The organism is Streptomyces sp. NPDC107454 (genome assembly GCF_055582885.1).
The window spans coordinates 127,118-146,310 of sequence record NZ_JBVJPA010000024.1; the positions used below are offsets into that span (position 1 = coordinate 127,118).

At 72.3% G+C, this 19,193-nt stretch carries 17 protein-coding genes; 11 read left to right on the top strand and 6 right to left on the bottom strand.

Annotation, left to right across the window (positions count from 1 at the left end; all coding sequences use genetic code 11):
- The first annotated feature begins 1,086 nt into the window (after positions 1-1,086).
- The 3 genes from ACZ69M_RS44220 (at position 1,087) to ACZ69M_RS44230 (ending at position 3,064) form a co-directional block, all read left to right on the top strand.
- On the top strand, positions 1,087-1,680 hold the full coding sequence (locus ACZ69M_RS44220; RefSeq protein WP_470059144.1) for a hypothetical protein: 594 nt from the start codon (positions 1,087-1,089) through the stop codon (positions 1,678-1,680).
- A gap of 176 nt (positions 1,681-1,856) precedes the next feature.
- Entirely contained in the window at positions 1,857-2,321 is a 465-nt protein-coding gene (locus tag ACZ69M_RS44225; RefSeq protein WP_470059146.1) for a DUF1153 domain-containing protein, read from the top strand.
- 152 nt (positions 2,322-2,473) lie between these two features.
- Positions 2,474-3,064 (top strand): hypothetical protein, encoded by a 591-nt coding sequence (locus ACZ69M_RS44230; RefSeq protein WP_470059148.1) that lies wholly within the window; start codon positions 2,474-2,476, stop codon positions 3,062-3,064.
- A 78-nt stretch (positions 3,065-3,142) separates the two neighbouring features.
- Here the strand turns inward: ACZ69M_RS44230 and ACZ69M_RS44235 are convergent, their stop codons facing one another.
- A complete protein-coding gene (locus tag ACZ69M_RS44235) occupies positions 3,143-4,102 on the bottom strand; it encodes an amidohydrolase family protein (RefSeq protein WP_470059150.1) in 960 nt (319 codons plus the stop codon).
- 153 nt (positions 4,103-4,255) lie between these two features.
- Here ACZ69M_RS44235 and ACZ69M_RS44240 point away from each other — a divergent pair, with 153 nt between their 5' ends.
- Positions 4,256-5,491: a PP2C family protein-serine/threonine phosphatase gene (locus tag ACZ69M_RS44240; RefSeq protein ID WP_470059233.1), complete on the top strand. Its 1,236-nt coding sequence runs from the start codon at positions 4,256-4,258 to the stop codon at positions 5,489-5,491.
- A 27-nt stretch (positions 5,492-5,518) separates the two neighbouring features.
- On the opposite strand, the gene ACZ69M_RS44245 is transcribed toward ACZ69M_RS44240, so the two are convergent.
- The gene (locus ACZ69M_RS44245; protein WP_470059152.1) at positions 5,519-8,074 is read right to left on the bottom strand and encodes a SpoIIE family protein phosphatase; all 2,556 of its coding nucleotides are present in this window, start codon (positions 8,072-8,074) and stop codon (positions 5,519-5,521) included.
- A gap of 308 nt (positions 8,075-8,382) precedes the next feature.
- On the opposite strand from ACZ69M_RS44245, the gene ACZ69M_RS44250 reads away from it, so the two are divergent.
- Entirely contained in the window at positions 8,383-8,613 is a 231-nt protein-coding gene (locus ACZ69M_RS44250; RefSeq protein ID WP_470059153.1) for a response regulator transcription factor, read from the top strand.
- A gap of 177 nt (positions 8,614-8,790) precedes the next feature.
- On the opposite strand, the gene ACZ69M_RS44255 is transcribed toward ACZ69M_RS44250, so the two are convergent.
- Together ACZ69M_RS44255 and ACZ69M_RS44260 are read right to left on the bottom strand one after the other, a co-directional pair.
- Positions 8,791-9,537 (bottom strand): hypothetical protein, encoded by a 747-nt coding sequence (locus tag ACZ69M_RS44255; RefSeq protein WP_470059235.1) that lies wholly within the window; start codon positions 9,535-9,537, stop codon positions 8,791-8,793.
- Positions 9,538-9,539: 2 nt separating this feature from the next.
- Positions 9,540-10,016: a hypothetical protein gene (locus ACZ69M_RS44260; RefSeq protein ID WP_470059155.1), complete on the bottom strand. Its 477-nt coding sequence runs from the start codon at positions 10,014-10,016 to the stop codon at positions 9,540-9,542.
- Between the two features lie 497 nt (positions 10,017-10,513).
- Here ACZ69M_RS44260 and ACZ69M_RS44265 point away from each other — a divergent pair, with 497 nt between their 5' ends.
- Positions 10,514-12,394 carry a glycoside hydrolase family 15 protein gene (locus ACZ69M_RS44265; RefSeq protein ID WP_470059157.1) on the top strand — a complete coding sequence of 627 codons (1,881 nt, stop codon included), beginning with the start codon at positions 10,514-10,516 and terminating at the stop codon, positions 12,392-12,394.
- 216 nt (positions 12,395-12,610) lie between these two features.
- Positions 12,611-13,147, top strand: coding sequence for a hypothetical protein (locus tag ACZ69M_RS44270; protein ID WP_470059159.1), 537 nt, complete (start codon positions 12,611-12,613; stop codon positions 13,145-13,147).
- A 30-nt stretch (positions 13,148-13,177) separates the two neighbouring features.
- Here the strand turns inward: ACZ69M_RS44270 and ACZ69M_RS44275 are convergent, their stop codons facing one another.
- Positions 13,178-13,999 (bottom strand): maleylpyruvate isomerase family mycothiol-dependent enzyme, encoded by an 822-nt coding sequence (locus ACZ69M_RS44275; RefSeq protein ID WP_470059161.1) that lies wholly within the window; start codon positions 13,997-13,999, stop codon positions 13,178-13,180.
- Positions 14,000-14,255: 256 nt separating this feature from the next.
- Between ACZ69M_RS44275 and ACZ69M_RS44280 the strand changes: the two genes are divergently transcribed.
- Positions 14,256-14,729, top strand: a complete 474-nt coding sequence (locus ACZ69M_RS44280; RefSeq protein ID WP_470059163.1) for a carboxymuconolactone decarboxylase family protein — start codon at positions 14,256-14,258, stop codon at positions 14,727-14,729.
- A gap of 105 nt (positions 14,730-14,834) precedes the next feature.
- On the top strand, positions 14,835-15,758 hold the full coding sequence (locus tag ACZ69M_RS44285) for an RNA polymerase sigma-70 factor (protein ID WP_470059165.1): 924 nt from the start codon (positions 14,835-14,837) through the stop codon (positions 15,756-15,758).
- Between the two features lie 182 nt (positions 15,759-15,940).
- On the opposite strand, the gene ACZ69M_RS44290 is transcribed toward ACZ69M_RS44285, so the two are convergent.
- A complete protein-coding gene (locus ACZ69M_RS44290; RefSeq protein WP_470059167.1) occupies positions 15,941-16,675 on the bottom strand; it encodes a hypothetical protein in 735 nt (244 codons plus the stop codon).
- Positions 16,676-16,899: 224 nt separating this feature from the next.
- Between ACZ69M_RS44290 and ACZ69M_RS44295 the strand changes: the two genes are divergently transcribed.
- Positions 16,900-18,405: a helix-turn-helix domain-containing protein gene (locus ACZ69M_RS44295; protein WP_470059169.1), complete on the top strand. Its 1,506-nt coding sequence runs from the start codon at positions 16,900-16,902 to the stop codon at positions 18,403-18,405.
- Positions 18,406-18,538: 133 nt separating this feature from the next.
- Positions 18,539-19,114, top strand: a complete 576-nt coding sequence (locus ACZ69M_RS44300) for a transcriptional regulator (protein WP_470059171.1) — start codon at positions 18,539-18,541, stop codon at positions 19,112-19,114.
- The last annotated feature ends 79 nt before the right edge of the window (positions 19,115-19,193 follow it).

Here is a 19,193-nt window from a genome sequence, read left to right on the forward strand (position 1 = left end):
CCTCGGAGTCGGGCAAGCCGTCCGAGTCGGGCAAGTCGTCGAAGCCGTCGGGGTCGGGCAAGCCTTCCAAGTCCTCGGAGTCGGGCAAGCCGTCCGAGTCGGGTAAGCCGTCGAAGTCCTCCGAGTCGGGCAAGCCCTCGAAGTCGGGCAAGCCGTCGGAGTCGGGTAAGCCGTCGAAGTCCTCGGAGTCGGGCAAGCCGTCCGAGTCGGGCAAGTCGTCGAAGCCGTCGGGGTCGGGTAAGCCTTCCAAGTCCTCCGAGTCGGGCAAGCCCTCGAAGTCGGGCAAGCCGTCGGAGTCGGGTAAGCCGTCGGAGTCGGGTAAGCCGTCGAAGTCCTCGGAGTCGGGTAAGCCGTCCGAGTCGGGCAAGTCGTCGAAGCCGTCGGAGTCGGGTAAGCCGTCGAAGTCCTCCGAGTTGGGCAAGCCGTCGGAGTCGGGCAAGGCCTCCAAGTCCTCCGAGTCGTCGAAGTCCGGCAAGGAGTCGTCACCGTCGAAGGACAAGTCCTCGTCGGAGTCGGGCAAGCCGTCCTCTCCGTCGTCCAAGGAGTCCTCGAAGCCGCAGGCCCCGTCCTCCGAGCCGCCCTCCTCGCAGCCCGAGCCAAAGACGTCCGCGCCCCAGACCTCCGCGCCTCCGCCCCTGTCCTCGGCCCCCCTGTCCTCCGCGCCCCAGAACACGGCGCCCCAGAATTCCGGACCCCCGCCCGCCGACACAGGGCAGCAGCAACCGCCCGGCCCCGAGGGGTCCTAGCAGCGCTGGCGCACATACGCCGCACGGTGTCCCAGGACCACCGTGCGGCGTCTTTTTGCGTGCTTTACCCGACTTGTCGCGCTGGGTCAAGTCACGACTCCTCGGAACGTGACCGTGCGGTGCCCGTGGGGCCTACTTGAAGTGCGGGCCTCACCGGAAAGGAAATCCGGAAAATAGATGAGGCAGGACGGTAGGACGGAAATCTTCGGCAGAGGGTTTTCTCTTTCACCGAAACCGCGAATTATCCCGGTGTGGCGGTCCCGGTAAAACGGTCCGCCGGCTGTCGTCCCGAATTTCAGGGGCGGGCAGAAGAGTCCCCTTGATCGGTAGGAGAGAACCCATGACCCGTATTTTTCACACCCACAGCGATGTCCGTTCCAAGCGCCGGGGCTTCCGCCTCGCGACACTCGCCGCCTCGGCCGCGGTGATCACCGGGGGCATCGTCCTTCCGGCGTCCGCCGCGATGGCCGCCCCGATGCCTGCCGCGCATGTCGTGAGCTTCGTCCACGGCGGCGGCGCAGGCGGTGACGGCGGTGCCGGAGGCGGCGGCTTCGTCGGCGGCGGCGGAGGCTCCGGGGGCTCCGGCGGCGGCAGCGTCCTGGGCGTCGGCGGCGACGGCGGCAAGGGCGGCAACGGAGGCGACGGCGTCCTGTCCGGCGGCGGTGGCGGCGGCGGTGGTGGCGGCGGCGACGGTGTCATCGGCGGCAACGGAGGCAGGGGCGGCGACGGCGGCACCGGCCTGTTCGGCGGCTCCGCCGGCTCCGGCGGCTCCGGCGGCGACGGTGTCATCGGCGGCAACGGAGGCAAGGGCGGCAACGGCGGCTTCGGTGTCTTCCAGGGCGGCAGCGGCGGCAAGGGCGGCGCGGGCGGGCTGGGCGTCCTCTTCGGCGGCCTGGGCGGCGGCGGTGGCGCCGGCGGCGGCAGCATCTTCTGACCGTTCCGCCCCGGGCGGGGCGGAGGCCCGCACAGCCTCCGCCCCACCCGGACCCCACACCCCCCGCACCCCTCACCCCCGCACCCCTGCACCCCCATTGACCAGGACGCGGAGCCGGACGGCCGGCGCTGCGTCCGCAGAACCACAACCTCGCTCAAGGAAAACGGAGAACCCCCATGTCCAGAACTCGCTGGCAGCGTCCGCTCGTCCTGGCGGTGGCCTCGGTGGCCCTCGCCACCGGCACCGCGTGCGCAGCTCAGGCGGCGCCGGGTGTCACCACAGGCACCAGTCAGATGGCCCCGGCCGACCCGTCCCACTGCGGCCATGACGGGAAGGGCGGGGAAGGTGGCAAGGGAGGGGAAGGCGGCAAGGGCGGTGAGCCCGGTCAGCCGGGGGAGCCCGGCAAGCCCGGCCAGTTCGGCTGCTTCAAGTTCGACGACCTGCCCGACAAGCCCAAGTCGGAGCTCACGGGCGTGGACAAGATACGGATCGTGCTGACCGTGGAGTCCGGGCAGGCGAAGAAGGCCGACGTCACCAAGAAGTACAAGATCTCCGAGAAGGAGTTCGACACCTGGGACAAGCAGTTCCGCGACGGGGACTGGGCCGCGCTGCTGGGTTTGAATTCCCTCTTCGGCTCCTGAGGAACTTTCTCCGACGCCCCGGCCCGGTGCGGGCCGGGGCGTTCCTGTCAAGCCCCGAATTCCCGGGCCGTGACGGCGAGGCCCTTGATCGGGTTTATTCGATACAGCGGAAACCGCAGTACGGAAAATAATTCTTTGGGAAGAGGAATGTCATGCGTATGCGTTCTTGGAAGGTCCGTCTCGGCCTCACGGTCTCGACCGCTCTGACCGCCGGTGTGGCGGCCGGCGCGCTGGCGCCGGCCGCGATGGCCGCGCCGGTGCCGCAGAGCCATACGGCCGTGGTGGCCGCCGCCCGGCAGCTCCCCGCCGACAGCGCCCAGCCGGGCGGCAGCCGGTTCACCAGCGGCCAGTTCGGCAGTGGTCAGTTCGGCACCATCAAGGTGGGCGACGACAACGTGCGGATCGGCGACCAGGTGTGTGCGGGCAACTGCAACGGGACCGTCAACGGGAGCAACGGCGGCGAGGGCGGGATCTGTGCCGGGCTGTGCAACGGCAGCGCCAACGGCGGCACCGGCACGACCGGCGCGCCGGGCCGCGAGGGCGGTATCGGCGGCAAGGGCGGGATCTGCGCCGGGATCTGCGGCGGCAGCGCCAACGGCGGCACCGGCGGTACGGGCGGAGCCGCGGTGGGCACCGGCGACGGCGGCCGCGGCGGCAAGGGCGGCACCGGCGGGATCTGCCTCGGGCTCGGCTGTGAGAGCGGCGGCACGGGCGGCCGCGGCGGCACCGGCGGCGCCGGCTGACGTCCGCCCGCCCCCTCCGAGGGGGCCGGCCCGTGGTGCGGTGGGAGCTGGTTGCGCCCGCGGGGTCAAGGCGCGGGGTCAGGGCGCGGACAGGCCGAGCAGGTTCGCCGCGTTGGTGTCGAGGATCATCGTGGCTTCCTCCGGGGTGAGCCCCGAGTCGGCGATGTGGTCCACGGCCCGCAGGAAGACCTCTTTGTCCTCGTAGGGGAAGTCCGTGCCCAGGACGAGGCGGTCCGCCCCGAAGGACGCCGCCGCGGCGGCCAGTGCCGGCGGATGCGCATGGCTGACCGTGTCGTACCAGAGGCGGCGGGCGGCGACCGAGGGCCGCTCGGGCGTTCGGGGGGACTCGAAGGCCAGGTGGTCGTCGAGCCGGCGCGGCAGCAGCGGCAGTGCCCCTCCCAGGTGCGAGGCCAGGACACGCATCCGCGGACAGCGGGCGGGGATCCCGGCGAGGATCAGATGCATGACCGCCACCGTGTCCTCGACCGGCGCCCCGACCATCCAGGTCATGGCGTGCTCGGTGATCAGCGGGCTGGCGGCGCCCTCGCCGGCCGGGTGGATGCACAGGACGGCGCCGCGCCGGTCGAGTTCCTCGTAGAGGGGATGGAAGAGGGGATCGGCGAGTGTGCGGCCGAGCACGGTCGTGGTCACGCCGGCACCGACCGCCCCGAGGTCGTCGAAGGCGCGGGTGAGTTCCCGCAGGGCCGCGTCGATGTGGGGGAGGGGCAGCGCGGCGAAGATCCGGAAGCGTCCGGGGAAGCGGGCCGCAAGCTCCGCGTACGACTCGTTCGCCGCGCCGGCCAGTGCCACGGCGTCGGACTCCTTGGCCAGGTGCGGGGACTGCGGGGCCACCGAGAGCACCTGGAGGTCGATGCCCGCCCGGTCCATCAGCGCGAGACGACGGTCCAGATCGGCCGCGGTCGCGTCGGCGCCGATCCCGCGCTGGGTGCCCGTATCGGTCTTCCCCAGGCGCTCGAGGCGGTCGAGATAGCCCGCGGTCCACAGGTGGGCGTGCACGTCGACACGTAAAGGAGCCACCCTTCGATGGAACGCCCGCCCAGCGGCGCGGTCCAGCCGGCGGCGGACCGGGGCCGGGGTTCCCGCAGCGCGGGCGGCCCCGTGTCGTGGTCGAGTGGGTTCACGGGCGGGGGTGAGGACCGTGACGTCGCAACGGCAGGGAGCGCGCGCGTGGTGAGGGAGCGGATCGACTACCGGGCGCTGTTCGCCGCCACCCCCAGCCCGTACCTGGTGCTGGGCCCCGACCTGGTGATCGTGGACGTCAACCAGGCCTACCTCCTGGCGACCGGCCGCCCCCGGACGGAACTGGTCGGGCGGTACCTCTTCGACGCCTTCCCCGACAATCCCGCGGACCCGGGCGCCGACGGGGTGCGGAATCTGAACGCCTCCCTGCACTGGGTGCTGCGTTCGAAGGAACCGGACACCATGGCGGTGCAGAAGTACGACATCCCCCTCGCCGACCGTCCGGGCGAGTTCGAGGAGCGCTGGTGGTCGCCGATCAACACCCCGGTGCTCGGGCCGGACGGAGAGGTGGAGTGGATCATCCACCGGGTGGAGGACGTGACCGGGTTCGTCCTGTCCCGCCCCCTGCGCGCGCGGAGGATCAGCGTGCTGGGCGAGCGGGAGGCGATGGAGGCCGAGCTGTATGCGCGGGCGCGCGAACTGCAGCAGCTGAACGAGGAACTGCGCAAGGCACACGCCCGGGAACGCCAGGTCGCCGTCACCCTGCAGGAGGCCATGCTGCACTCGCCCGACCTGGCGGGCCACCAGGACATCGCGGTGCGCTACCTGCCCGCCGCCGGGTCCCTGAACGTGTGCGGCGACTGGTACGACGTGGTCGATCTGCCCGGCGGGTTCGCCGTGGCCGTCGGTGACGTCGTCGGGCACGGCCTGGAGGCCGCCGCGACGATGGGCATGCTCCGCAGCGCCCTGTCCGCGGCGGTCCGCGCCCTGCGCGAGCCGGCCAGAGCGCTGGAGGTGCTGGGCCTGTATGCCCGCTCGGTGGAAGGGGCGCTGGCCACCACCGCGGCCGAGGCCGTCATCGACAACCAAGTCCACCGCGTCCGCTACAGCAGCGCCGGCCATCTCCCGCCCGTCCTGGTGCACCCCGACGGCTCCTTCGACCTGCTCGACCAGGCCACCGACCCCCCGCTGGGCGCCCGCCCCCGCCATGTGTCCCGCCCCCAGGCCGAGCTGCCCTACACCCCGGGAGACACCCTCGTGCTCTACACCGACGGGCTGGTCGAACGCCGGGGGGAGGACATCGACGTCGGCCTGCGCCTGCTCACCGACACGCTCACCCGCCACACCCGTCTTGCTCCCGAACGCCTGGCCGACACGCTGCTCGCCCGCCTCGGTGTCAGCAGCGGCGGACACGACGACGTCGCCCTGGTCGTCGTGCGCCTTTAGCGGCCGCGGCCCTATGCGGGAGGCGGGTCAGCCGGGGGAGAGGGACTGCTCGGCCCAGACGGTCTTGCCGGTGAGGGCGTGCCGGGTGCCCCAGCGCCGGGCGAGCTGGCCGACCAGCAGCAGGCCCCGCCCGCCCTCGTCGAAGGTCCGGGCGCGCCGCATGTGCGGGGCGGTGCTGCTGGAGTCGAAGACCTCGCAGGTCAGCGTGGAGTCCTCGTGGATCAGCCGCAGCTGGATGGGCGGCCGGCCGTAGCGGATGGCGTTGGTGACCAGTTCACTGACCGTCAGTTCGGTGATGAAGGCGGCGTCTTCCAGCCCCCAGGCGGTCAGCTGTTCGGTGGCGTGCTTGCGTGCCCGGGCGACGACGGCCGGGTCGGAGGCCAGGTCCCAGGCGGCGACCCGGTCGGCGTGCAGGGCCCGGGTGCGGGCGACGAGCAGGGCGATGTCGTCGTCGGGACGGTGGGTCAGCATGGCGGTCAGGACTCTGTCGCAGACCGTGTCGAGGGTCTTCGCGGGGCGGGCGAGGGCGGCAAACATCTTGTCCAGCGCCTCGTCGATGTCGTGGTCGCGGGCGGCGAGCAGACCGTCGGTGTAGAGGGCCAGGAGGCTGCCCTCGGGCAGTTCGGTCTCGAAGGTCTCGAACGGCAGGCCGCCCAGGCCCAGCGGCGGGCCGGCCGGGACGTCGAGGAAACGGACGGCGCCGTCCGGGGTGACCGCGGCGGGCGGCGGGTGGCCGGCCCGGGCGAGGGCGCAGCGGCGCGAGACCGGGTCGTAGACCGCGTACAGACAGGTGGTGCCGATGCCCCCGGCACTCTCGGCGGCACCGTCCGCGTGGCCCTCGTCGGCGGACAGGTGCAGGACGAGGTCGTCGAGGTGGGTGAGCAGTTCGTCGGGCGGCAGGTCGACATCGGCCAGGGTGCGCACCGCGGTGCGCAGCCGGCCCATGGTGGCGGAGGCGCGGATGCCGTGGCCGACCACGTCGCCCACGACCAGGGCCACCCGCGCACCGGACAGCGGAATGACGTCGAACCAGTCGCCGCCCACGCCGGCCCGGGTGCCGGCGGGCAGATAGCGGGTGGCGATGTCCAGGGCCCCCTGGTCGGGCAGCGTCTGCGGGAGCAGGCTGCGCTGCAGGGTCATGGTGCTGGTGTGCTCCCGGCTGTCGCGGCGGGTGGTGTGGATGCTGACGGCCGCCTTGGCGGTGAGTTCCTCCGCCAGCCACAGGTCGTCCGCCTCGAAGGGCTCCGCGCGCCGGTGCCGGCCGAAGAGGGCCACGCCGAGCGTGGCGCCGTGGGCCCGCATCGGCACCACCATCACCGAGTGCGTTCCGCTGCCCAGGAGCCGGGCGGCCGCCGGGTCCTGCCGCGCCCACCGCAGGAGGTCGGGGTCGGCCGCGTCGTACAGGGCGCCGTGGCCCTGGGCCAGGCACCGGGCCACCGGTGACAGGGCCGGGTAGAGGGTCTTTGTGCCCGCAGCGGAGGCGGCGGGGCCGTCGTCGAGGACCGAGCGCACCGCGGCACGGGTCGCGGCGAGGGGCCTGGCCGGGGCGGCGGGGGAGGGCTCGACGCCGTGCCGGGGGGCGTCCAGCAGATCGACGGCGGCGAAGTCCGCGAGCCGGGGGACGGCGATGTCGGCCAGTTCCTGCGCGGTGCGCCCGCTGTCCGCGGTGGTGCCGATGCGGGCCGAGGCCTCGCTCAGCAGGAGCATCCGCTGCCGGGCGAGATGCTCCTGGAGCCGCTGGTGCGCCGCCAGGCACACCGCGCGCACGCGCCCGGCGGGGTCCTTCAGCGGGACGAGAGAGGTCGACCAGGCGTCGTCCGCCCCGGCGCCCGCGGGGCCTGCGCCCGCCCGCAGATGCTGCGGGCCGCCGCCCTCCAGCACCCGGCGCATCTTCGCCTCGGTCTCGTCGCTCACCGGATGCGGCACGATCTCCGGCAGACGCAGCCCCCGCATCTGCTCCTCGGTGAGCGACAGCACCTGCTCCATACCGGCGTTGGCCCGCACCAGCCGCAGGTCCGCGTCGAAGACGGCCAGGACACAGGGCGCCTGGCGAAACGCCCATTCCCCCAGCCGGCCACTCCCGGGCGCCCCGCTTCCTGCCGCCTCGCTCCCGGGTGCCTCGTTCCCGGGTGTCCCGCCCCCGGCTGTTGCTCCTTCGGGTGTGCCGGCGGGCGTTTGTCCCTCGGGTGTGCCGGTCATGGCGGACACCACGAGCCACTCGGTGACGGGGCCGTCCGCCGTACGGCGGTGCGCCAGCAGTTCCCGCCGCAGCCGGCGGCCGTCGCGGTGCCGCAGTGCCACGGTCCCGCTCCACCGCTCCCGTCCGGCCGCCTCCCGCAGCACCGCCGCGCCGGCCGTGCCGGCGTCGTCGGCGAGCAGACGGGCGGCGGGCTGTCCCACGACCTCCGAGGGCGGATAGCCGAGCAACTGCCGGGCGCCTTCGCTCCACTCCGTCACGATGCCCCGCGCGTCGACGACGGCGCTGGCCGTGGGAGGGGAAGCGGGAGGGGCCGTGCGGGCCGTACCGGGGGAGGCGTCCGACTCGTGTGGCCGCTCACCAGGATGGGTGGGAAGTCGCTCCATCGCCGCTCATCTCGCCCTTCGGGAACCTGCACGGCCGGGGGCTCTCCTGACAAGCATGATCCCGGGGGGCACGGAGCACCAACCCGGCGCCGTCACCGGGGGCGCGGCCCGCCGCCCCGTCCGTGACCGCGCCGCGGCAAACCCGCGGGGATCGCCTGTGACAGGCCTGTGACAGTCGGCGGACACCGTCATGAAGTACCCCGGCCACTCTTTATGTAAAGCGGACAAAAAGCCTTATTCGGTCATATGTCCCCTGCTTTCAAGGGTGTGAGCAGCGACGACCGAGCCGACACGTCGGAGGAAATCCCATGAGCCTCACACTCGCCACGTCGCACGCCGAAGCCCCCGTCCCCGCGCTGGCCCCCCGCGAGCAGGAGACGCTGCGACATATCGCCGCAGGGCGCACCTACCTGCAGACGGCCCGCCACATGGGGCTCTCCAAGCACACCGTCGACGCCTACCTCCGCCGTATCCGGGCCAAGCTCAACATCAACAGCACCGCCGAACTCACCCGGCTGGCCATCTCCATGGGCCTGTGACCACCACGCTCCCCGCGACCGTGACCACCACGCTTCCCGCGACCGCGAGGTGAGCGCCGCACCGCCGCTGCTCACCGGCCCGGGCCGAACTCCCCTCGGCCCGGCCCCGTCAGCAGCGCCGCCCCGGCGCCGTTCCCGCGCCGCCCCGGTACCCGGCAGGCCGTGCCCGGCCACGTCTCACATGCCCGGCCCGGACCGGCCCGCCCGTGCGGCCTGGGACAGGGCGGCCCCCGTGAACGCCACGAAGGCGACGCCGCACCCGAGCAGGCCGGTCCGCTCGGGCGCGAGGAGGTCGGCCTCACTGTCGGAGTAGGTGCAGGTGAGGGAGGGCGGGAAGACCGTTCTTTCGATGTCCGGTACGTCGATCCGGATCAGCCTGGTCTCCGGCGGGACCGTCTTGTCGTGCAGGCACTCGTCGTAGAGCTCGGTTTGTGAGAGTTCCATCGCGGGGCCGACGCCGGTCACCCAGATCACGGCGGCCACCAGCGGCGACCAGATCGCACCGGCCCGCACCCAGCGCGAGGCCCGCGACCTCCGCCCGATCAGGATGACGGAGAGGGCCACGACCAGAATCCCGGTGCCCGCCCACATGACCCACGTGCCCAGGACCGTGGGGTGCGACGGTCCATGGGTCCCCGAGTCGCTCCAGTAGCAGCTGACGTCGGGCGGGAAGGCGTCCACGCGCACGCGCACCAGCGGGAAGTCGTTGTCGAGGGTCTTCTGGCCGCACACCTGCACGGGATCGGCGAAGGCCAGCCCGTACGCCACGGCACCCGCGTATCCGAGCACCGCCACACCCGCGCCGATGACGGCCCAGCGGACCTGCCGGGACGGACGGCGCCGGGCCGTCCACAGGAGGTACGCGACGGATCCGGCCGCGAACAGGAAGAGGCCGGCCAGCGGCACGGCGTAGAACACCAGCATGCTCACGGCCTTTGCGTGCGCTCGTCCACGGGCCGGGCGGAGGCGGACCGGGCGGACACGGACCGGGCGTATACGGCCAGGGCCGCTCCGGTGACCGTGAGGCCGGCCAGCGCCGGGTTCACGTATCCGGGGACCTCCCGGTCATAGGTGGTCCCGTCGCTTCGATGGCACACGAACCGGACCGGTACCCACCAGACGTGGTAGTCGTCGATCCGGTAGTCGCGTTCCTGCACACCCGTGCGGCACGGCCGGATGGGCGACGAGTCCGCCCCGCCGTCCTCCGCGTCCAGCGCCGCGCCCGCGACGTACAGCATTCCCCAGGCGTACATCACGGCCGCGCCCGCCGCGACGACGTACGCGAGACCGCGGAGCGAGCGCGCGAGCCCGCCTCTCCAGACACAGGCCAGTCCCCGGCCCAGGAACACCACGCCGGAGACGACCGCGGCCAGGACGACCAGCAGACACAGCAGGACGCTCACGTCAGCTTCCCCCGGCCCTCGTCCTCAGGACGTATGTGATCCCGCACCACATGATCCCCTCCCGTCACGGTTCCCCGGGGGCGGGGACGATCAAGTGAGGGCGGGCGGTTGCACGGGCCCCGGCCCAACGGCCGGCATCAGGCCGCCCGGCGCAGGAGACCGCAGCCCCGTCCCGCCCGTTCCTCACTGAACGCCGGGCCGGCCGCCGACATGCGGCCAGCGCAGTTGACCGACCGTCAGAAAGCCGTGCCCGCAGGCAGGTTGCCCGCATGGCCTGTCCGCCCGGGCCGCGCCGTCCGGCCGCGCCACGCCGTCCGGCCGGTGGCGTACCGCCCTCACCGCGCCGTCCGGGACCCCCTCGCCCGACGGGCGGGGCCACGCTCCTGTGCTGCGGGGGAGAGGCCCCCGCTCCAGCCGCTCTCCGCAGGCCCACGGGCGCGACAACTCGCTAGCCTGGACACCAGGGGGCGGCTCGGGCGAAGCCCAAGGAGGCTGACGTGGCTGAAGCAACTCCTGAGGCCGGAGCGAAGGACAGCGACCGGACCTACGCCGGCCCCCGCGGCACCGGCACCCCCGGCTACCTGCCCATCGCCGAGCACGGCCTGATCGGCGACCTGCGCAGCGCCGCCCTCGTCGGCACGAACGGCACCATCGACTGGTACTGCTGCCCCCGCTTCGACGCACCCAGCGTCTTCGCCTCGATCCTCGACGCCGAACGGGGCGGATCCTTCGAACTCGCCCCCGACGTCCCCACCCGCACCAAACAGTTCTACTTCCCCGACACCAACGTCCTGATCACCCGCTTCTTCGCGGACGACGGAGTCGGCGAGATCCAGGACTTCATGCCCGTCGTCGACGACTCACGCGAGGCCGACCGCCACCGCCTCATCCGCCGCGTGGTGTGCGTCCGCGGAGCACTCCCCTTCCGCGCCCGCGTCGCCCCCCGCTTCGAGTACGGCACCGCACCCCACACCGTGCACGCCGAGGCCCGCCAGGCGGTCTTCACCTCCGCCTCGCTGCGCCTCGCCCTGACCTCCACCGTGCCCATCGAGGTCGATGGCCCGGACGTCTGGGCCCTGTTCAAACTGCACGAGGGCGAGGCGGCCGTCTTCACCATCGACAAGATCGGCGGCGACGTGGCCCCCCGCTTCTGCGCCGTCGCCGAGGCGGAACGAGAATTCAACGCGACCGTGCGCTACTGGCGCCGCTGGCTGTCCCAGTCCCGCTACCGCGGCCGCTGGCGGGAAATGGTCCACCGCTCCGCCCTCACCCTCAAACTCCTCACCTACGCCCCCACCGGCGCCATCGTCGCCGCGCCGACCACCAGCCTGCCCGAACAGATCGGCGGCGAACGCAACTGGGACTACCGCTACGTGTGGATCCGCGACGCCGCGTTCTGCGTGTACGCGATGCTCAGACTCGGCTTCACCGACGAGGCCGAAGCCTTCATGGGCTTCGTCACCGAACACGTCCAGCGCGCCCCCGACGGCCCGTGCGGACCCACCGGCCCCCTGCAGATCATGTACGGCATCGACGGATGCCGTGACCTGCCCGAACGCGAACTGCCCCACCTCGAGGGCTACCGCGGCTCAGCCCCCGTACGCATCGGCAACGCCGCCGTCGACCAGCTCCAGCTCGACATCTACGGGGCACTCATCGACTCCCTCTACCTCTACGACAAGTGGGGCAAGCCCATCTCCAGCGCCCACTGGGACAGCATCAGCGAGCTCGTCGACTGGGTGTGCGACCACTGGGACCAGCCCGACGAGGGAGTCTGGGAGACCCGCGGCGGCCGCAAGACGTTCCTCTACTCCCGCCTCATGTGCTGGGTGGCGATCGAACGCGCCATGCGGCTGGCCCGGCACCGCGGCCTGCCCGCCGACATGGTCCGCTGGGGCGCCGTCCGCGACACGATCTACCGGCGGATCATGAGCCACGGCTGGTCCGCCGAACGCCACGCCTTCACCCAGTACGAGGACAGCGACATCCTCGACGCCTCCCTGCTGATGATGCCGCTGGCGAAGTTCATCTCCCCGACCGACCCCAAATGGCTCGCCACCCTCGACGCCCTCGGCGAGGACCTGGTGTCCGACTCCCTGGTCTACCGCTACGACCCCCAGGCCAGCCCCGACGGCCTCCAGGGCGAGGAAGGCACCTTCTCGATCTGCTCCTTCTGGTACGTCGAGGCACTCACCCGCGCCGGCCGCCTGGACGAGGCCCGCCTCGCCTTCGAGAAGATGCTCACCTACGCCAACCACCTCGGCCTCTACGCGGAGGAGATCGGCCACACCGGCGAACAGCGCGGCAACTTCCCCCAGGCCTTCACCCACCTCGCCCTGATCAGCGCCGCCTTCAACCTCGACCGCATGCTCGGCTAGACCGCACCCGGCCCGGCCGCCGCGAGCGGCAGCACCCCGCCCCCGGCCGTGCCGCCCCACCGCCCCCGGCTGTGACGCAGCTCCTGTCGCCCCCGTGGGAGGCCGCCGTACCGTTGTCCGCCACGCACATCCCCGCCCGGGCGCGCAGTGCCCGCGACCGGATCACCCACACCGGAACACCCAGGACAGGCGGGCACACGCACAGGACGGTCCCCCATGCCCACCACGCTCTCGCCCGTCATCGCCGCCTCCACACGCTGGCTGCTGGCGGCCTTCCCCCCGGCCGCCGGCCCGCTGAACCAGGCCCTGGCCGAAGCCCAGGCAGGGCACGCCGCCACCATCGCCGCCGCCCTGCGCTACCCCACCGCGCTGGACGCCGAACTGCTGGACCTGCTCGGCCCCGGCGGCTCCGGCCGGCTGGACTTCGTCACCGGCGCCGACGCACCCCCGCTGACGGACGCCACCCACGCCTGGCGCACCCAGGTCGACGAGACCGTCGTCAGCTGGGCGGCCTGCCTGCTGGCCGACGCCGACCTCGCCGCCCTGGCCGCCGCCTGCCTGGCCGCCACCCACCACGGCCCCGACAGCGTGGGCGACGCGCGCCGGCTGACCATCCCCAGCCCGCGCGACCACCGCGCGGCCCCCCTGCTGCGCCACCCGGACTTCCTCGGCCCGATCGCGGACCTCCACCGCGAGACCCTCCTCGGCCTCCTCGGCGCCGCCCCGGCCGTCACCGCCCCCCAGCCCAGGTGACCGGCAGCCGGCCGCCGCGGTCCGTCGCGCTCAGGGCGCCTTGAACAGAGCGGGGAAACGCGGAGCGAGCCAGGGCTTGCGCCCCCCGACCAGGATGCGGCCCTGAGCGAGGGCACCCCACTGGCCCCGGCGCCCGAGCGCCATCAGGAGAAACGTGACCGGCTCGATGAGGATGGTGCAGTCCGCACGCCCCGGCAGCCGCTCATCGACCGACACCGCATCCCCGGCCACCCGCACACCGAACCGGCCGCCACCCCACAGGCGGATCGCGTAGCAGGCGCTCAGCCCGGCCGTGCGGGCCGTGTCGGTCACCCGTGGCATCGCCGTCATCAAGAACGGCAGCGTCAGCCGCACCCGCTCCCGGTCGATCATGTGCGCACGCCCCAGCGCACGGGCGAGATCGTAACCGTGTCCCAGCATGTGCGTGAGCAGATACGACCCCAGCACATCCGGTTCCATCGGGCCCAGCGGAGTGAGAACCGTCCCCTGCGCGCTCCGCTCCTCCAGCGCCTTCACACACGCACCGGCCTGCTCCACGATCATCCCGGCCAGCGGCTCGGCCCCGCGCTCACCGAACACGGCGAGCGCCTGCTCGTTGGCCGCGGCGAGACTCTGCGGCGTGCCGTCCCCGTAGCTGCGCGCACGTCCCGCCGCGATGTCCGCCATCAGCTCGTTGGCCAGTGCCAGATGCGCGGCCGCCTCCCCGACGCTCCACTGCGACTGCGGCACCCGCAGTTCCATGCCGGCGCCCGCCCGCAACAGTGCGGCGATCTCCTCGGCCGTATCCCGTATCGCCGCACCGAGCCCCTCGGGCACCGCACCCCGTACGTCCGGTCCCGCCACTGGTTCCACGCCGCCTCATCCTCACTTCCCGGTCCCGCTCCGGTGCCCGGTTCTGCCCGCAGCCGGCGGGCGAACACGCGTCACGGATCACCCCGGCGTACAGAAGACCAGGTGACAAGGCCGGCGACAAGCCCCTGAACCACGAGGCCGGCCCGGACGTTCACCATGGACAACGCCGACGCGGGTCACATCGGGCCATGTCACAGGAGGCCGGGCTACCTCGTCTCAGGGGGTGTAGCCACCAACGGCCTCAGAGGAGCACAGCATGGACGCGCGACTGAACTACTTCGCCGACCCGACCGCAGGAAAGGCCCTCAAGTACTTCATGTCGGCGGGCAAGGCGCTCAAGGACTCACCGCTGCCGGCCGCGACGCAGGAACTGGTGGCGCTGCGCGTGAGCCAGATCAACGGATGCGCCGTCTGCATCGACATGCACACCAAGGAGGCCGCCGCTGCCGGCGAGACCTCGGTACGCCTCAGCCTGGTCGCGGCGTGGCGGGAGGCCACGGTCTTCACCGAGGCCGAGCGTGCCGCGCTGGAGCTGGCGGAGGAGGGGACCCGGGTCGCGGACGCGGCCGGCGGGGTCAGCGACGAGGTGTGGGCACATGCCGCCAAGCACTACGACCAGGAGCAGCTCACCGCCCTGGTGGTCCTGGTCTCCTTCATGAACTCGGTGAACCGCCTGAACATCATCACCCGGCAGCCGGCCGGCACCTACGAGGCCGGGCAGTTCCACTGAGGACCCCGAGTCCTTCATCGGCTGACCAGTGCCACAGTGCACCAGAAGACGCCTGCGCCGGCGGATGCGGCCGGATGCGGGGCGTGCGAGGGAAGGGAGTTCGGCGTGAGCAAGGTCGAGGAGTTCGAGGAACTGCGGCCGCTGCTGTTTTCGATCGCCTACCGGATTCTGGGCAGCGTGGGCGAGGCCGAGGACGCGGTGCAGGAGACATGGCTGCGTTTTGACGGCTCGTCGACCCGGCCCACGTCGACCAAGGCCTTCCTGTCGGCCGCGGTCACACGGATCTCCATCGATGTGCTGCGCTCCGCACGGGTGCGGCGGGAGGAGTACACGGGCCCGTGGTTTCCCGAGCCGCTGCTGAGCGATCCGTATCAGGATCCGGCACAGGCGGTGGAGCTGGCCGACTCGGTGTCGATGGCGGCGCTGCTGCTGCTGGAGCGGCTCAGCCCACTGGAGCGGGCGGTGTTCGTGCTGCGGGAGGTCTTCGCCTTCGACTTCGACGAGGTCGCCGCGGCGGTGGGGCGTTCGGAAGCGGCGTGCCGGCAGCTGCTGGTGCGGGCGCGGCGGCACATGGAGGCCGGGCGGCCGCGGTTCGAAGCGGACCGGCAGGAGCGGCACGCGCTGGCGACGCGGTTCTTCGACGCGCTGAAGAGCGGCGATGTGGACGGCCTGAAGGATCTGCTGGCCGCCGACGTGCAACTGGTCGGCGACGGCGGCGGCAAGGCCCCGCAGCTGGCCAAGGCCGTCATGGGCGCGCGGAACGTGGCCCGGGTGCTGGGCACGGTCTTCCCCCTGATGAGCCGGATCGACGTCACGTTCGAGCCGCACGAGGTCAACGGCCAGCCCGGCGCGATCTTCCGCGACCGGGACGGCAAGGTGCTCCACACCCTGGCCCTCGACGTGCTCGACGGGCAGATCCAGACCATCCGCACGGTGATCAACCCCGACAAGCTCGGCCACCTCGGACCGGTCGCCGACGCCTGGGCCGTCGACCGCGAGGTGAGGCAGGCCCGCCGGCAGATGAACTGACCTCGGCGCGTGACACGGACCGGCTCGCCCACCGGCAGCTCAGGTGACGACAGGCCTGGCCGATGCGGGCGAACGTGACCGTGACGGGCGACTGCTCCAGGCCGGTGTTGCCGACGCCGCGCGCCCCCCTGCACGGCACGCACACCGGCCGCCACCCGCCCGCACATGACCACGCGGCCTGGTCACTTGAGGATGTTGACGGCCCGGGCGACCACCAGCACCACCGTCACCAAGGAGACCGAGGACTGCAGCATCATCAGCATCTTGGCCCACCGCGACAGCGGCATCACGTCGGTCGGGCTGAAGGCGGTGGAGTTGGTGAACGACAGATACAGATAGTCCAGGAACGCCGGCTCCCAGTCCGGCGGCGCGGTGTCCGGGCTCTGCATCTGCACGAAGAGGAAGTCGGCGTACTGACTCCGGCCGCGGACCCGCGCCATCGGGCCGCCGCGGTCCCACTCCCAGTACCACAGGGCGAACACGATGACGTTCGTCAGCCAGATACCGCCGCCGGTCAGCAGCAGCGGCCCGGCCTCCGTCGCCTCGGTGCCGTTGACCAGACCCGCCACCAGCCGGACCGCCGACCAGCCGTTGGCCAGACTGATCACACCGGTCAGAGCCAGCCCCCACCACCGCAGCCACCGGGTGCTCGGTTCGACCCGCCGGGGATTGGCCGCGATCAGACCGGCCAGCAGCACCAACTCCAGGGCCGGCAAAGCCCAGTACGGCTGGAAGGCGAGCCGGTGCGGCAGCATCCACTGCAGAGCGACCGCCACCAGGATCACCGCGGTCACCGCCCACCGCGGCTCCCCCCGCGTCGCCCGCCGCCACGCGGGCGCCACCTCACGCTCACCGCTCTCCAGCAGCCGCTCGATCCGCGCCAGGCGGCTCTCGGCATCACCCGTACCGTCACTCATGGCGACGATTGTCCTCGGTGAAGGCCGCCCCTTCGAACAGGCACCGATACACTGGGCGCCGATGCCGACCAGCCTCACCAGCAGGCATCGACACCAGCACAAGGACACCTGTTGCCGCCTCTGACACACCCCCTGTGGACCAGCACCGACCACGCCTGCTCCTGGACGGTCACCGCCACCGGGGCCGACGGCACCGGCACCACGCACCGGGGCGCGGGAGCGGCATGAACGACTTCGAGGCGATCGACCAACTGCTCGCGGCCGCCGCCGAACCCGCCCCCCTCCCGCCGCCCGAGCAGCGGCGGGCCCTGCGCGCGGCCCTCGGCCTCTCGCGCGCCGAAGTCGCCCGCGCCCTCGGCGTGAGCCCGTCCACGGTCGCCGGCTGGGAATCCGGCCGCGACCCCAGCGGTGAGACCCGCGAGAAGTACGCCTACTTCCTCAAGGGCGCCGACGCGAAGATCACCGCCCAAGACACCACCACCCAAGACACCACCGGCCCCGAGCCGGCACCCGCCGCCTCCGAGCCGGTACCCGCCGCCCCGCACCACGAGGAGCAGGGCGAACTCACCACGCCGCAGCCCTGCGTGCTGTGCGGACACCCCGCCCGCCACGAGGTCGCCGGATACCCCCAGCACCTGGACCCCGCCGCATGCACCCCGGCCCCCACCACCGCCGCACCCGCACAGCCCGCCGCGCGGCCGCCCGCCCCGGCACAGCACACCCCCCGCCCCGCCCCTGACGCCCCCGCCACGCCGCTCGTGCCCGTCGGCCGCCGCGCCCAGAGCGCAGCCCAGATCCCGGACCTGGTCGGCGACGCCGTGAACGCCGCACTCGCCAAGCACGCCGGCGACCTGGAAGCGGCCACCGCGGCCCTGCTCAAGCGCGCCATCCCGGACGCGATGGCCCTGCTGGACACCACCCGCAAAGGCGGCCGCTACGACATCGTGGCGCACCCCTGGATCCCGGACGTCCTGCGCAAGCAGTCCGCCCGCGGCGCGGACGAGATCTGGGAGGCCCGCCCGAAGTGGACCCGGCCCGAACTCCCCGCGGGCCGGCACGAGGTGACGGCGCTCGACATCAACGGCGCCTATCTCTCCGCGCTCAAGACCCACCTGCCGATCGGCCGGCTGGAACACACCACCGGCCTCCCGCACGACCGCCGCCGCGCCGGAGTCCACCTGATCACACCCCCGGCCTGGGAGCACGAGCACACGCTCCCCAACCCCCTGGGCAGCAGGGACGAACCAGGTCCCCTGTGGGTCACCGAACCCACCCTGCGGCTGCTGCTGCGCCTGTCCTCCCCGAAGTACGGGCTGTGTGACCCGCCCCAGATCCACGAGTCGTTCACCTCCGGCGCGACGGAGAACCTCCTGGAGAAGTTCCGCATCGCCCTCAAGGACGCCAGGGACAGGGCGATCGACACCGGCGACGAGGTGACCCTGGAATACGTCAAGGCGATGTACTCCAAGTTCGTCTCGACGATGGGGGAGTCGAACTACAACCGCGAGCTGTACCGCCCCGACTGGATGCACCTCATCCGCTCACAGGCCTTCGCCAACCTCTGGACCAAGGCGTTCAAGGCGTACGAGGAGGGCCTCACCCTCATCCGTGCGATGGGCACCGACGAGCTCCACGTGACCGGCGACTGGCGTGCGGTCTTCCCGGAGGGACGCGGCGTTTCCGAAGTGAAGATCAAGGACACGTACGTCATCGGATCCGATACGCCGTAGCATTCCCGACCGCTGCTGCCGGAATTCACCGAAACCCAATGCAGCCGCCCCCGATCCTGTATTCTTGACTCACCCTGAAATACGGGGCGATGAGGCCCCGTCAAGTCGGCTGCCGGGAAAGCGAGGAGACGAAATGCCGGAAAGGAACAATGATTTCGGCAAATTCGGCGCTCGCGGCATCAAGGGCCACGAGGCCGTGGCCCGGCAACTCGACGCGCTCGCAGGGTTCGTCGCCACCCCGGTCACCGCCCGGCGCGGCCTCCTCGCCCGGCTCCACTACCTCACCCGCTCGGAGCGTGCCCGCGCCGCGGCCCGGGAGGCCGGTCTGACGGTCACCGACCGGACGCTGAAGGCCTGGCTGGACGGCAGGCGGAGCCCCTCCAGGAAGAACCTGCGCAACATCGAGAGCGCGTACCTGCAGGTGCGCCGGCGCAACGTCGCGCGTTACCTGCTCGGCCGCCTCAACCGGGAAGGCCGCGGGACCCGCGTGGAGTTCCACCCGCTCAACCAGTCCCAGGTCACCAGGCCCCAGCACCGCGTCGTCGAGTTCCGCACCCTCAACGTCCGTCACTGGGACCGCATCGTCGAGGCCTGGGCCGCCGCCGACGACCAGGCCCTCGACGACGCCTGGATCAACGAGGCCGTCGTGGACCTCGGTTCCCAGTGGGGCCAGTACGAATACGTCACCACCATCGGCTTCGCAGCCTGACCCGCAGCTCCACAGACCCGCCCGCCGGACGGTGAAGCCGGACGGGCGAAGGATTCGGGGCGGTAGCGCATTCCCGCAC

What these genes read in the sequence shown, in the direction of transcription:
- ACZ69M_RS44220 (WP_470059144.1), top strand. Translation starts at nt 1,087, where the DNA reads ATGACCCGTATTTTTCACACCCACAGCGATGTCCGTTCCAAGCGCCGG.
- ACZ69M_RS44225 (WP_470059146.1), top strand. Translation starts at nt 1,857, where the DNA reads ATGTCCAGAACTCGCTGGCAGCGTCCGCTCGTCCTGGCGGTGGCCTCG.
- ACZ69M_RS44230 (WP_470059148.1), top strand. Translation starts at nt 2,474, where the DNA reads ATGCGTATGCGTTCTTGGAAGGTCCGTCTCGGCCTCACGGTCTCGACC.
- ACZ69M_RS44245 (WP_470059152.1), bottom strand. Translation starts at nt 8,074, where the DNA reads ATGGAGCGACTTCCCACCCATCCTGGTGAGCGGCCACACGAGTCGGAC.
- ACZ69M_RS44250 (WP_470059153.1), top strand. Translation starts at nt 8,383, where the DNA reads ATGAGCCTCACACTCGCCACGTCGCACGCCGAAGCCCCCGTCCCCGCG.
- ACZ69M_RS44255 (WP_470059235.1), bottom strand. Translation starts at nt 9,537, where the DNA reads ATGCTGGTGTTCTACGCCGTGCCGCTGGCCGGCCTCTTCCTGTTCGCG.
- ACZ69M_RS44270 (WP_470059159.1), top strand. Translation starts at nt 12,611, where the DNA reads ATGCCCACCACGCTCTCGCCCGTCATCGCCGCCTCCACACGCTGGCTG.
- ACZ69M_RS44280 (WP_470059163.1), top strand. Translation starts at nt 14,256, where the DNA reads ATGGACGCGCGACTGAACTACTTCGCCGACCCGACCGCAGGAAAGGCC.
- ACZ69M_RS44290 (WP_470059167.1), bottom strand. Translation starts at nt 16,675, where the DNA reads ATGAGTGACGGTACGGGTGATGCCGAGAGCCGCCTGGCGCGGATCGAG.
- ACZ69M_RS44295 (WP_470059169.1), top strand. Translation starts at nt 16,900, where the DNA reads ATGAACGACTTCGAGGCGATCGACCAACTGCTCGCGGCCGCCGCCGAA.
- ACZ69M_RS44300 (WP_470059171.1), top strand. Translation starts at nt 18,539, where the DNA reads ATGCCGGAAAGGAACAATGATTTCGGCAAATTCGGCGCTCGCGGCATC.